The organism is Tepidamorphus sp. 3E244 (assembly GCF_046159835.1).
Lineage (GTDB): Bacteria > Pseudomonadota > Alphaproteobacteria > Rhizobiales > Tepidamorphaceae > JACKJK01.
Window position 1 is genome coordinate 149,195 of the sequence record NZ_JBJXCY010000001.1, and the last position, 12,713, is coordinate 161,907.

At 66.0% G+C, this 12,713-nt stretch carries 9 protein-coding genes; 6 read left to right on the forward strand and 3 right to left on the reverse strand.

The genetic code is table 11. The features are described 5' to 3' along the window. The first annotated feature begins 22 nt into the window (after positions 1-22). Complete coding sequence (locus ACKTEK_RS00695) at positions 23-1,759, forward strand: ABC transporter substrate-binding protein (protein ID WP_409163320.1); 1,737 nt, start codon at positions 23-25, stop codon at positions 1,757-1,759. A gap of 71 nt (positions 1,760-1,830) precedes the next feature. On the opposite strand, the gene ACKTEK_RS00700 is transcribed toward ACKTEK_RS00695, so the two are convergent. Next, positions 1,831-2,277: a YqaA family protein gene (locus tag ACKTEK_RS00700; protein WP_409163321.1), complete on the reverse strand. Its 447-nt coding sequence runs from the start codon at positions 2,275-2,277 to the stop codon at positions 1,831-1,833. A gap of 97 nt (positions 2,278-2,374) precedes the next feature. Between ACKTEK_RS00700 and glpK the strand changes: the two genes are divergently transcribed. From glpK to ACKTEK_RS00715, 3 genes are read left to right on the forward strand one after another with little or no spacing between them, the layout of a single operon-like run. Continuing rightward, on the forward strand, positions 2,375-3,862 hold the full coding sequence (gene glpK, locus ACKTEK_RS00705; protein ID WP_409163322.1) for a glycerol kinase GlpK: 1,488 nt from the start codon (positions 2,375-2,377) through the stop codon (positions 3,860-3,862). 9 nt (positions 3,863-3,871) lie between these two features. Beyond that, on the forward strand, positions 3,872-4,705 hold the full coding sequence (pcaD, locus tag ACKTEK_RS00710; RefSeq protein WP_409163323.1) for a 3-oxoadipate enol-lactonase: 834 nt from the start codon (positions 3,872-3,874) through the stop codon (positions 4,703-4,705). Beyond that, positions 4,702-6,039, forward strand: a complete 1,338-nt coding sequence (locus ACKTEK_RS00715; protein WP_409163324.1) for a lyase family protein — start codon at positions 4,702-4,704, stop codon at positions 6,037-6,039. Before pcaD ends, ACKTEK_RS00715 begins: the two co-directional genes overlap by 4 nt. A gap of 9 nt (positions 6,040-6,048) precedes the next feature. Here the strand turns inward: ACKTEK_RS00715 and pobA are convergent, their stop codons facing one another. Then, positions 6,049-7,218 carry a 4-hydroxybenzoate 3-monooxygenase gene (pobA, locus tag ACKTEK_RS00720; protein ID WP_409163325.1) on the reverse strand — a complete coding sequence of 390 codons (1,170 nt, stop codon included), beginning with the start codon at positions 7,216-7,218 and terminating at the stop codon, positions 6,049-6,051. Positions 7,219-7,497: 279 nt separating this feature from the next. Between pobA and ACKTEK_RS00725 the strand changes: the two genes are divergently transcribed. Then, positions 7,498-9,489: a hypothetical protein gene (locus ACKTEK_RS00725; RefSeq protein ID WP_409163326.1), complete on the forward strand. Its 1,992-nt coding sequence runs from the start codon at positions 7,498-7,500 to the stop codon at positions 9,487-9,489. A 5-nt stretch (positions 9,490-9,494) separates the two neighbouring features. Beyond that, positions 9,495-12,365 carry a peptidoglycan-binding protein gene (locus tag ACKTEK_RS00730; RefSeq protein WP_409163327.1) on the forward strand — a complete coding sequence of 957 codons (2,871 nt, stop codon included), beginning with the start codon at positions 9,495-9,497 and terminating at the stop codon, positions 12,363-12,365. A 58-nt stretch (positions 12,366-12,423) separates the two neighbouring features. On the opposite strand, the gene ACKTEK_RS00735 is transcribed toward ACKTEK_RS00730, so the two are convergent. Continuing rightward, positions 12,424-12,711, reverse strand: a complete 288-nt coding sequence (locus ACKTEK_RS00735; RefSeq protein WP_409163328.1) for an EscU/YscU/HrcU family type III secretion system export apparatus switch protein — start codon at positions 12,709-12,711, stop codon at positions 12,424-12,426. Between the last annotated feature and the right edge of the window lie 2 nt (positions 12,712-12,713).

The following is a 12,713-nucleotide window of genomic DNA, read 5'->3' on the forward strand; positions in this document are numbered from 1 at the left end:
ACCGCAACGGGAGGAAGCTGAAATGAAACGGCATTTGCTGACGACGGCAGCCGTTCTGGCACTCACCTGGCTACCCGGCCAGGCGATGGCAGACATGGCCGCCGCGGAAAAGTGGATCAACGACGAATTCCAGCCGTCCGTGCTCACCAAGGACGAGCAGAAGGCGGAGATGGAATGGTTCATCAAGGCGGCGGAACCCTTCGCCGGCCTGGAAATCAACGTTCTGTCGGAAGGCATTCCGACGCATGACTACGAGTCCAAGACCCTGACCAAGGCCTTCGAGGAAATCACCGGCATCAAGGTGAACCACCAGATCCTCGGCGAAGGCGAAGTGGTGCAGGCGGTTCAGACCCAGATGCAGACGAACCGCAACCTGTATGACGCCTACGTCAACGACTCCGACCTCATCGGCACCCACTCGCGACTGCAGCTCGCCTACAACCTGACCGACCAGATGGAAGGCGACTGGAAAGACGTGACCTCGCCCACCCTCGATCTCGAGGACTTCATGGGCACCCAGTTCACGACCGGCCCGGACGGCAAGCTCTACCAGCTTCCCGACCAGCAGTTCGCGAACCTCTACTGGTTCCGCAAGGACTGGTTCGACCGCGAGGACCTGAAGGCGCAGTTCAAGGAAAAGTACGGGTACGAGCTGGGCGTTCCGGTGAACTGGTCGGCCTACGAGGATATCGCCGAGTTCTTCACCAACGATGTGAAGGAAATCGACGGCGTCCAGGTCTATGGCCACATGGACTACGGCAAGCGCGCGCCCGACCTTGGCTGGCGCATGACCGACGCATGGCTCTCGATGGCCGGCGCCGGTTCGCCGGGTGAACCCAATGGCGTGCCCATCGACGAGTGGGGCATCCGCATGGAAAAGGGCTCGTGCAACCCGGTCGGCGCTTCGGTGTCGCGCGGTGGTGCGGCCAACGGCCCGGCGGCGGTCTACGCCATCCGCAAGTGGGACGAATGGCTTCGCAAGTACGCCCCTCCCGGTGCCGCATCCTACGACTTCTACCAGTCGCTGCCGGCGCTCAGCCAGGGCAACGTCGCCCAGCAGATCTTCTGGTACACGGCCTTCACCGCCTCGATGGTCGCGCCGAAGTCGGAAGGCAACAACACCGTCGATGACGACGGCAATCCGCAGTGGCGCATGGCTCCGTCCCCGCACGGCCCGTACTGGGAAGAAGGCCAGAAGGTCGGCTACCAGGACGTGGGTTCGTGGACGTTCCTGAAGTCCACGCCGGATGACCGCGCCAAGGCGGCATGGCTCTACGCGCAGTTCGTGACGTCGAAGACCGTGGACGTGAAGAAGTCCCACGTGGGCCTGACCTTCATCCGCGACTCCTCGGTGCGCCACGAGAGCTTCACCGAACGTGCGCCCAAGCTCGGCGGTCTCGTCGAGTTCTACCGCTCGCCGGACCGCGTGCGCTGGTCGCCCACAGGCATCAACGTGCCGGATTATCCGAAGCTGGCCCAGATCTGGTGGCAGCAGATCGGTGACGTGAACTCCGGTGCGTTCACCCCGCAGGAAGCCATGGACCGTCTCGCCAACGAGATGGACGTGACGATGGCGCGCATGGAGCAGGCCGACAAGGCCGCCAACGTCTATGGCGGTTGCGGACCGCGCCTGAACGAGCCGAAGGACCCGTCCGAGTGGCTCGGCAAGGGCGGCGCCAAGGCCAAGCTCGAAAACGAGAAGCCGCAGGGCGAGACCGTCAACTACGACGAACTCGTCGCGCGCTGGCAGAACAACTGATCGGCTTAAGCGCTGATCGAGGACAAGGGCCGTCGCCGGAGAACCGGCGGCGGCCATTTCATGTGAGGTGTTCAGCCGACGGCGGCAACGCCGAGCGCGACGAGGATGTAGCGGGCGGTCTTGGCAAAGGCGACGATGAGGACGAACAGCCACAGCGGCGTGCGCATGATGCCCGCGACCACGGTGATGGGATCGCCGATAATGGGTGCCCAAGAGGTCAGCAGCGTCCACACGCCCCAGCGCGAATACCAGCCCTGGAGGCGTTCGAACTTCTCGCGCGAGATCGGGAAGTACTTGTGGCCGAGCCAGTGGCTGAAGAAGCGCCCGAGCACCCAGTTGATGACGGAGCCGAGCGTGTTGCCGATGGAGGCGACCGTGATCGCCTGCCACACCGGAACGTCGCCGAGCGTCAGCACGCCGACGAGCACCGCTTCCGAGACACCCGGAATGAGGGTCGCCGCGCCCAGCGCCGAGAAGAACAGGGCGGCGAGCTCACCCCAGGTTTCGGTGTCGAACATCAAGCACGTCGTTTCGTGTGAAGCGGCAAGGTGATTAACTCAGCAGTTCGGCAGGGCGGGCACGAAGATCCGCTGCAAGGCTGGCGGGAGGTCCACAATGAGCGGATACATTCTTTCCATAGACCAGGGAACGACGTCCTCGCGCGCGATCGTGTTCGATGAGACCTATGCCATTCGCGGGGTGGGGCAACAGGAATTTACCCAGCATTTCCCGAAATCGGGCTGGGTCGAGCACGACGCGAAGGAAATCTGGACCTCAACCGCCAACGTTATCCGCGCGGCCATCGCCTCTGCCGGGATCGACGCGCGCGACATTGCCGGCGTCGGCATCACCAACCAGCGCGAGACGACGGTGGTGTGGGACCGCGAGACCGGCGCGCCAATCCACCGCGCCATCGTCTGGCAGGACCGGCGCACGGCGGAGATCTGCGCCGCGCTGAAACGGCAGGGCGCGGAAGACGCCGTCACCGAGAAGACCGGCCTGCTGCTCGACCCGTATTTTTCCGGCACCAAGCTCGCGTGGATACTGGACGAGGTCGACGGAGCGCGCGCCCGCGCCGAAAATGGCGAACTGGCCTTCGGCACGGTCGATACGTGGCTGATGTGGAACCTCACCGGCGGCAAGGTCCACGCCACCGACGCGACGAACGCGTCGCGCACCATGCTGATGAACATCCACACCGGCGAGTGGGACGAGCAGCTTCTCAAGCTGCTGCGCGTGCCGCGCGCTGTACTGCCCGAGATCTGCGACAGCGCGCACGACTTCGGCACCTGCGAGACATCCATCTTCGGGGCCGCCACGCCGATCTGTGGAATCGCGGGTGACCAGCAGGCGGCGACGGTGGGGCAGGCCTGTTTCCAGCCCGGCATGATGAAGTCGACCTACGGAACGGGGTGCTTTGCGCTGCTGAACACCGGCACGCAGGCCGTTCCCTCCACCAACCGGCTACTGACGACGATCGCCTACCGCATCGGCGGCGAGACGACCTATGCGCTGGAAGGCTCGATCTTCGTAGCCGGTGCCGCTGTGCAATGGCTGCGCGACGGCCTCGGCGTGGTGAAGCAGGCATCCGACAGCGGTCGCATGGCAGAAGCAGCCGACCCCAACCAGGACGTCTACCTCGTGCCGGCCTTCACGGGGCTTGGCGCGCCGCACTGGGACGCCGAGGCGCGCGGCGCGATCTTCGGGCTGACGCGCGGCACTGGGCCGAACGAACTCGCCCGCGCCGCGCTGGAATCGGTCTGCTACCAGACCGCCGACCTGCTCGATGCCATGCACCGCGACTGGAGCGGCGGCGACACGGTACTGCGGGTCGATGGCGGGATGGTCGCGAGCGACTGGACCATGCAGCGCCTCGCCGACATCCTCGACGCACCCGTCGACCGGCCCCATGTGCTGGAGACGACGGCGCTCGGTGCCGCATGGCTCGCCGGCTACAAGGCCGGCGTGTGGCCCGACATGGACGGCTTCGCGGCAAGCTGGAATTGCGAACGCAGGTTCGAGCCGGGCATGGACAACGAGACGCGAAGCCGAAAGATTGCGGGTTGGCGCGATGCCGTGCGCCGGACCCTGACGACCAACTGAGGAAACCGAATGTCCCCCACATCCCCGCTCAGCTTCGCCCGCGTGAATGGCGTCAATATCCATCACAAGCTGTTCACGCCGCCCGGTGGCGGAGACGACGGCAGGCCGGTTATTGTGCTGATCAACTCGCTGGGGACGGATTTCCGCATCTGGAACACGGTGATTGAGGCTATCGAGAACGACTGGCGCATCCTCGCCTATGACAAGCGCGGCCACGGCCTGTCGCAGGCCAAGCCGTTTCCCTACGCGATGGACGATCACGTCGACGATCTTCTCGGCCTGCTCGATCATCTCGGCATCGACCGCGTCGTGGTCGCCGGCGTCTCCGTCGGCGGCATGATCTCGCTGGGGCTGCTGGCGCGCGCGCCGGGCCGGGTTGCCGGTGCGATGCTGTGCGACACCGGCCACAGGATCGGCACGCGGGAACTCTGGGATACCCGCATCGAGACGGCGATGGAACAGGGGCTGCACCCGCTGGCGCAAGGCACGCTGGAGCGCTGGTTCCCGGAACCCTTCCGCGAGCAGTATCCCGAACAGCTCGTCGGCTGGCGCGCCATGCTGACGCGCACCACGGCGGCAGGCTACGCGGGCACGTCTGCGGCGATCCGCGATGCCGATTTCACCGAGGCCGCGGGCCACGTCGCCGTGCCCGTTCTCTGCATCACCGGCGAACATGACATGGCAACCCCCACCGAACTTGGCCGCGAACTGGCCGGGCTGATTCCCGGTGCGGAATTCGCGCAGGTCGATGGCGCAGGGCATCTGCCGATGATCGACCAGTCCGCACAGCTCATCGAACTGATGGGCGGCTTCCTGAAAAAGTTCGAAAGCGGCGCTGCATGAGCGTTTCGCCACTCGACTCCGCGCTGCATGTCGGCGGGTTGAACGATCCGCAGGTTTCCCAACTTTTTTCCGACGATGCGCAGATCGCGGCCATGCTGCGGGTCGAAGGTGCGCTGGCGCGCGCCCAGGGAGCGCTCGACATCATCCCGTCCGATTGCGCCAAGCGGATCGAGGAAGTCTGCGAGGCATGGTCCCCGGACCCGGGTAACTTTGCACCCGGTACCGCGCGCGACGGCGTTCCGGTGCCGGTGCTGGTGGCAGGCCTGCGCAAGGCGGTTGGCGAAGAGGCGGCCTCTTATGTTCATTTCGGCGCGACTTCGCAGGACATCGCCGACACGGCCTTCCTGTTGTCGTTGAAGAGCGCGCTCGACGTGGTCGGCACCCGCATGGACGAACTCGTCGCCATGCTGGCGAACCTTGCCGACGCGCACCGCCCGACGCTGTGCCTTGCGCGAACGCGCGGGCAGGCGGCGGTGCCGACTGTCTTCGGTCTGAAAGCCGCCAACTGGCTGGCCCCGATTGCGTTCGCCCGCGACGAGATGGACCCCGCCCGCGAGAACGTGCTGGCCGTCTCGCTCGGTGGCGCGGCGGGCACCATGTCCGCGCTCGGTCCTGCTGCCTTTGAAACCGCAGCGGCCATGGCCCGCATCCTGCGGCTCGGCGAGCCGGCCGCTCCATGGCATGCCCAGCGCGAGCGCATGGCCGGCATCGCCAACTGGGCGGCGATGGCCTGCGGTGCATTCGGCAAGATGGGCGCCGACATGATGGTGCTGGCGCAGGGCGAGGTTGGCGAGATCGGCTTTGAAGGCGCTGGCGGGTCCTCCACCATGCCCAACAAGGCCAACCCGGTCTCGGCTGAACTTCTGGTCGCGCTGGCAAACCATGCGTCAGCGCTGGCGTCTTCCGCGACCCATATGCAACTGGCCGCCAACGAGCGTGACGGTGCGGCATGGATGTTGGAATGGCTGACGCTGCCGCCGCTGGTCTGCGCTTGCGGGGCGGCTTCAGCCCGCGCGCTGGAAGCCGTTGGCGCGCTGCGCGTCGATGCAAGAAGGATGCGCGCCAATCTCGATGCGACGAACGGAACGGTGCTGGCGGAAGCCGCGACCTTTGCTCTGCTCGAAGCGGGCTACTCGCGGACAGAGGCCGCCGAACTGGTCAAGCGCGCCTGCAGGCAGGCAGGGCCGGCTGGCGGCCTGATCGTCGTCCTGCGCGAACTTGTGCCGGGCAGGCGCATCGATTGGGACGCGCTGGAAAACCCGGCCAACGCCATCGGCCTCGCCGATGAACTGATCGACCGCATCATCGCGGAAGCCGGAAGCGACGGCGACTGACGCTGCCTCTCAGAACGGCAGCCCGACGTAGTTTTCGGCAAGCGACTTCTGCGCAGCTTCCGACCCGCTGAGATAGTCCAGTTCGGCAAGCTGCACCCGCGCGCCGAAGGCGTCGTCGTCGTGAAACCGGTGCAGCATCGACGTCATCCACCACGAGAACCGCTCCACCTTCCAGACGTGACGTAGGCGTTCGGCGGAATAGTTGTCGGCGAGGCTGGGGTCACCGTCCTTGATGAGCGCGGTCAGCGCGCGCGACAGCACCAGCGCATCGGCAGAGGCGAGGTTCAGTCCCTTCGCGCCGGTCGGCGGCACGATATGCGCGGCATCGCCCGCAAGGAACAGCCGCCCGTGCCGCATCGGCTCGGCGACGAAGCTGCGCAGCGGCGCGATGCTCTTTTCGATGGACGGGGCGCGCTGCATGCGCTCGGCTGCCTCCGGTCCGAGGCGCACGGCGAGTTCGTCCCACACCCGCTCGTCGCTCCATTCGTTCAGGTCCGCATCGATCGGGCACTGGATGTAATAGCGGCTGCGCTTCGCCGACCGCATGCTGGCGAGCGCGAACCCGTTCTCGTGGTTCGCGTAGATCAGTTCGGGCGAGCACGGCGCCACATCGGCAAACAGCCCCAGCCAGCCGAACGGGTAGACCCGCTCAAAGGTGCGGCGGATATCGTCAGGAATCTGTTTGGCGGCGATGCCGTGGAACCCGTCGCAGCCCGCGACATAATCGCAGGTGATCTCGCCGCGCTGTCCGTTCTGCTCGTAGGTGATGCGGACCGGGCCATCCGCGATGTCTTCCATCGCGATCACTTCGGCCTCGTAGAGCGTCGGCGCGCCGTCCCCGGCGCGTGCTTCCATCAGGTCTCGGGTGACTTCGGTCTGCCCGTAGACGATCACCTGTTTCCCCGTGTGTCGGGTGAGGTCGATATGAAAGCGGTCGTTGCCGGCGACGATGTCGAACCCGTCGTGGAACAGCCCGTCGCGCTTCAGCCGGGCATCGCACTGGGCTTCGTCCAGCGCGCGCACGGACGCGCCGTCGAGCACGCCGGCGCGGATGCGCGACAGCACGTAGTCACCGGATCGGCGCTCGAGAATGATGGTGTCGATTCCCTGGAGATGCAGCAGTCGCCCCAGCAGAAGGCCCGCAGGTCCCGCCCCGATGATTCCCACCTGGCTGCGCATGTTTGCCGTCTCCCCGGCCGTCTTCTTGTGCAAACACTTTCGCCGAGACGGCTAGAAAACGCCAGAGATTGGGCGGGCCTTGCCAATGCAACTTTCCGCCATAAAACCAAGAGAAGGTTGCCGAAAATTGCGCTGAAGCCCGCAATCGCTGACTAATCATTTCCTTTCGCTACGTACTTTTACGTATGGCGTGCAGGTTGTGCCGCCATGATCTCGTAGCGTAAGCTCCCGTCAGCGGGGGCACCACGACCGGGAAACCGGCCAACGGTGAGGAAGGCCATGAGAGGGATTTCCGCGAAGCGGATCACCTCGGCGCGGCAAGCGGGATGCACCTTGCGTTCCATCGGGCTTGTCGCGGCGTTTGCCACAGCGGCACTAATCAGCACTTCAGGTTCAATCGAGGCACAGGAAGGCGACGAGTGGGAAGGGATCATGTATCCCGGCCAGCTTGTCACGACCGGCTTTCCGGGAACCCACGTTCCCGGCGGCGAGGTGCCGCCCGGCCCTGAAATGATCGACGAAACCTTCATCGATACGCAGCGCGCCGCGGTGCGGATCATCGACGTGTCCTTCCCCGAGGACCCGCCGAGCGGTCAGCAACTCGATGCGCCGACGATGTTCGAGGTCCCCGTCGCCGATACCGGGCTTGTGTTCGGCACCGCGATGGATGACCTGAAATATCCCAACATCTACGTCACGGCGACGTCGGCCTTCGGCCTGCACATCGTGCTGCCGGACGCTGACGACGACACCCGCCCCGAAAGGCTGATGAACGGTGCGCCCGGCGCGCAGTTCATGGAAGGCCAGTGGGGCGCAGCCGACCCCGCAGGCGGGCCCGGCTCGGTCTGGAAGATCGACGGGCGCACCGGCGAGGTGACGCTGTTTGCCAACATCGCGCTGGAAGGCTTCGCCAATACCGGCGCCGGTCTCGGCAACATCGCCTTCAGCTCGCGGCACGGCTCTTTCTACGTGTCCGACCGCGACACCGGCACCATCCATCGCCTCAACCGCAACGGCGAGGAGCAGGACACCTTCGATCATGGTGTGGCCGGCCGCAACGCGGCGGGCATGAGCCCGCGCCCGTTCGATTCCTCCAGGCGTCTCGACATCGCCGACGGTGCGTTCGATGCAACCGATTCCGGCACCTGGATGCTGCCCGACGCGCGCCGCCGTGTCTGGGGCCTCGCCGTTCATGGCGGGCGCCTCTACTACGCGGTGGCTGCCGGTCCGCAGATCTGGTCTGTCGGTCTCGCGAAGGATGGCAGCTTCGGCGACGATCCGCGCTGGGAGGTCGACGTACCGCCCGCGCCGCGTCCGTTCGAAATTTCCGACATCGTGTTCGATCCGCAGGGCCGCATGATCCTGGCCCAGCGCGGTACGGAGACCGGCGGATACGACTACAAGACCTTCGCCGAGGAAGGCGAGGCGCGTGTCATCCGCTTCGTACTCGAAGACCCCGACGATCCGGCAACGGAGTCCCGCTGGGTCGAGGCGCCGGACGAATATGCCATCGGCTTCCGTGGTGATCTGCGCAACGCCAATGGCGGCGTGACGATCAACTACGACTACACCTCCGACAACTACCTCAACACGGCTGCCTGCGGCGGCTACCTGTGGTCAACCGGCGAGCAGCTTCGCAACCCGGAAGCAGCCGCCATGCAGGACGCGCTGCGTCCCGGGGGCGCGCTGGAGATCGACGGTCTGCAAGGCAACGACCTGCGCCTCGTGAAGCCGCAGAACGTGCCGCCCTTCACCGCCTACTACGCCGATTTCGACGGCGAGACGGGCGTTGGCGACACCTTCGGCCACATGGGCGACGTGGAAGCCTTCCGTGTCTGCGAGGGCGCGTTCCGCCCGCCGGTGGACTTCGGCGGCGATCCCGTTCCCCGTGACCGCGCCTGCCTGACGCTGGAGCGTCGCTGGAGCTGCGATGTCGGCCCCGACGGACGCTACTACCGCCTCTATGTCCGCAACCGTTCGAGCCTGCCGCTCGACCAGGTGCAGACGACGACGCCGACGCCCGGCTTCTCGGTGCTGCCGCGCCGCCAGCCGCTTGGCGACGGAAACCTCACGGTTGCGGTCGACGGACCGCCCGGAGACGCGTTCGAAATGGACGTCTGCGTCTTCCGTGGCGCGGACGCGGCTGCCGGAGGCACGTTCCCGTGCTGCAAGGCGACCATCGTCGACGTCTATCCGGAAGTCCTCTGCGAGGGACCGGACGGCGGCATCTTGTCAGACGAAGAGCTTGAAGCTCTGTGGCTTGGGGAGTGATGACGATGCTTGAAGCTTTCGTTTTCTCCGCCCGCAACTCGAAGGCACGCGTCTTTGCTGCCCTTGCGTTCGCACTCGCCTTCGTCCTGTCCGCGCTGTCTGTTCAGCAGGCGCGTGCGGCGGACGAGATCGCCGGCTCCTTCACGCAGTCGGCAACCTATGACTGCCGCACCAACACGGTGCGCTACGACATCAAGGTGACTATCCCGCCCGAAATCCAGGCCGCTGTTCAGGCCGAGGGTGGGGGTCAGCTCGTGTTGCAGATCACCAGCGACCTGCCTGTCGGCCTGAAGTGGATTTCTTCCACCATGGTTGCGGACGGGATCGGTTTGGGTGCTGGCGGCGACGTCATCGAGAGCCGTCTGCGCGACAGCGACCGGCTGAATTCCAACCGGATCGCTCTGCTTCCAGTGGATGCCAATGGCGACGGTGACGTCGGCACCATCCACCTGACCGGCATCGCCGAGGTGCAGCCGGGCATGCCCCTGCCGCACACCTTCGCCCACAAGGCGAACCTCGACGTGCTCATCCATTCCGGTGGCGGGTTCATCGACTATGCGCTGGGCCTGGAATCCGAGCCGCCCGGTGGCGGTCTCGGCACCATCACCAAGACCGGCACGCCGACCGAGGTCACCGTTGACCCCGACGCCTGCGTGCCCGACCCGGCCGACCCCGGTCGCCCGGATCGCGGCGATGCCTGCCTGTCCGGCAACGCGGTCGTCTATTGCGGCGAGAAGGACGGCGAATACACGGTCATCGTCTCCGGCGAGACCACCTCGACCGACTTCGTCGTCGTCTCGGTGCTGACGCCGGGCGTCTCCATCGACGTGATGGGTTCGCTGGAAACAGAGGTCGCGGTCCCGGCCATCGCCGGAACCTACTACACCGAACTCGCCATCGTCGGTGCGACGCCGGGCAGCGCCATCACGCTGTCGGTCGATGGCGGCGGTGATGTCGGCGTGGTCGAGGATCTGCCGGACGGCTTCGCCCTGTGCTGCTCGACGGAACTGGTCGTCGTCATTCCGCCGGAATGCGAGGACCGTCCCGGCGGCGACCCCGACCCGCAGTCGGACTGGGATCTTGAACTTGAGAAGATCTACAACGGCCAGGGTCCGTGCAATGGCGGCGAGGCATGCGACTTCAAGATCCGCGTCACCAATCTCGGCCCCGATCCCCACAAGGGTGACATCAAGGTCGTGGATTCGGCGGAAGGAAAGCCGTTCGTCTTCGCTCCCGTGATCGCACCCGCCCCGTGGGCCTGCGTGGGCGACGAGACCATGCTGGAATGCACCTACCCGGATGCGGACCTGCCGGTGAACGGTTTCGTCGAACTCCCCGTTCGGGTCATCTCCACCCTGAAGAAGCTGGGCCCTGTCGAGGTGGAGAACTGCGCCGAGATCGACCAGCGCCCCGGCAGCAAGGACAACAACGCGTCCAACGACGAGGATTGCGCCAAGTCCCCGATGCCGCTTCAGGACGGACCCGACGACAAGGTGCCGCCGCCGCAGCCGGACCCGGAACCCGATCCGGAGCCGCAGGCCGACCCGAAGAAGGATCTGTCGATCCGCAAGGTCGCGCCCGGTAGCTGCCAGGCCAATGGTGACTGCACGTTCACGCTGACCGTGCGCAACGAGAGCCAGGACGAATACAATGGCGACCTGGTCATCTCCGACGTCCCCGCCGGTCCCGGCATCACCTATGAAGGCCACTCGCCTTCGGACTGGGATTGCGTGCAGGCCAGCAACGGCATCGCGTGCAGCCGTCCCGACACGGTCCTCGCCCCCGGCGAGTCAGTGTCGTTGGCTGTGACGCTGGGCGTGCCCAACAACACGACCCTGCGTCGCGATGGCCTTGAGAACTGTGGCTATCTCGGTGGCGAGGCCGCAGGCAGCGTGCGCTCCGGCGCCGATACCCGGGCCGTCCAGCAGGCACTCGACGAGCTTGGATACGATCCCGGCCCGGTCGATGGCCTGTATGGCGGCCAGACGGCAGCTGCCCTGCGGCGGTTCCAGGAAAACAACGGCCTGCCCGTGACCGGCACCATCACGCCGGACACGCTGGACCGCCTGGGCCTGACCGGTGACGATAGCCTTTCGGCACCGTTCGTCGACGACTTTGCCGACGACAATGCCTACTGTGTTACCACCAAGGTCACCGCTCCGCCCGCGCCCAAGTGCGACGCCGGCGAAACGCTGAAGAACGGCCAGTGCGTCTCGGTCTGTAAGCGCGGCACCGAATGGCGCAACGGCCGCTGCCGGCCCGTCGTGGTCAACTGTCCTTCGGGGCAGGAGTACCGCAACGGTCGTTGCCGCGACATCGTGGTCAAGTGCCCGCCCGGAACCGAGTTCCGCAACGGTCGCTGCCGCACGGTCCGTGTCGACTGCCCCGCCGGCCAGGAATTGCGCAACGGTCAGTGCCGTCCAATCGTCTGCCCCCGTGGGCAGCGGCTGGTCAACGGCCGGTGCGTGCCCATCCTGGTCTTCTGCAAGCCTGGCGAGACCCTGATCAACGGTAAGTGCGTGAAGCCGCAGATCTGCCCGCCGGGCACCCAGATGCGCAACGGCAAGTGCCGCCCGATCCGCATCACGTGTCCGCGTGGTCAGCAGTTGGTGAACGGCCGGTGCCGTCCGATCGTGATCACCTGCCCGCCGGGGACCCAGATGCGCAACGGCAAGTGCCAGCCGATCCGCATCACCTGCCCGCGTGGTCAGGAACTTCGCAACGGTCGGTGCCGCCCGGTTCGCACGGGTCCCTCGGAGATCAACCCGCAGCAGACGCGTCCGATCATCTGCAAGCGCGGGGAGACCCTGGTGAACGGTCGCTGCGTGCGAGCACAGATCCGGATCCCGAACATCGGGACGATCCAGATCCAGTGATGCCGGATTGAGTGACGAGAACATCGGGCGGGCGCTTCGGCGCCCGCCTTTTTTCGTTCTAGCGCCGCTTGCGGGCCTGTTGCAGCACGAAGGAGATGACCTGCGCCACGGCGGCGTATAGTTCGTGCGGGATCGTCTCGTCGAGTTCCACCTGTGCCAGCGCCTCGGCGAGAACGGGGTTCTCCTCGATGTGGATGCCATGGGCCTTGGCGCTCTCGATGATGCGTCGCGCGGTCTCGCCGTGCCCCTTGGCAAGCACGGTCGGCGCATCGCCGGTTCCATGGTCGTAGCCGAGCGCCACCGCGAGATCGCGGCCGGTCGGGTCCTTGTCGCGAGAGCCACTCAATG

Excerpts from the sequence above, each read along its gene's own strand:
- ACKTEK_RS00695 (WP_409163320.1), top strand. The coding sequence starts at position 23 with ATGAAACGGCATTTGCTGACGACGGCAGCCGTTCTGGCACTCACCTGG.
- ACKTEK_RS00700 (WP_409163321.1), bottom strand. The coding sequence starts at position 2,277 with ATGTTCGACACCGAAACCTGGGGTGAGCTCGCCGCCCTGTTCTTCTCG.
- glpK (WP_409163322.1), top strand. The coding sequence starts at position 2,375 with ATGAGCGGATACATTCTTTCCATAGACCAGGGAACGACGTCCTCGCGC.
- pcaD (WP_409163323.1), top strand. The coding sequence starts at position 3,872 with ATGTCCCCCACATCCCCGCTCAGCTTCGCCCGCGTGAATGGCGTCAAT.
- ACKTEK_RS00715 (WP_409163324.1), top strand. The coding sequence starts at position 4,702 with ATGAGCGTTTCGCCACTCGACTCCGCGCTGCATGTCGGCGGGTTGAAC.
- pobA (WP_409163325.1), bottom strand. The coding sequence starts at position 7,218 with ATGCGCAGCCAGGTGGGAATCATCGGGGCGGGACCTGCGGGCCTTCTG.
- ACKTEK_RS00725 (WP_409163326.1), top strand. The coding sequence starts at position 7,498 with ATGAGAGGGATTTCCGCGAAGCGGATCACCTCGGCGCGGCAAGCGGGA.
- ACKTEK_RS00730 (WP_409163327.1), top strand. The coding sequence starts at position 9,495 with ATGCTTGAAGCTTTCGTTTTCTCCGCCCGCAACTCGAAGGCACGCGTC.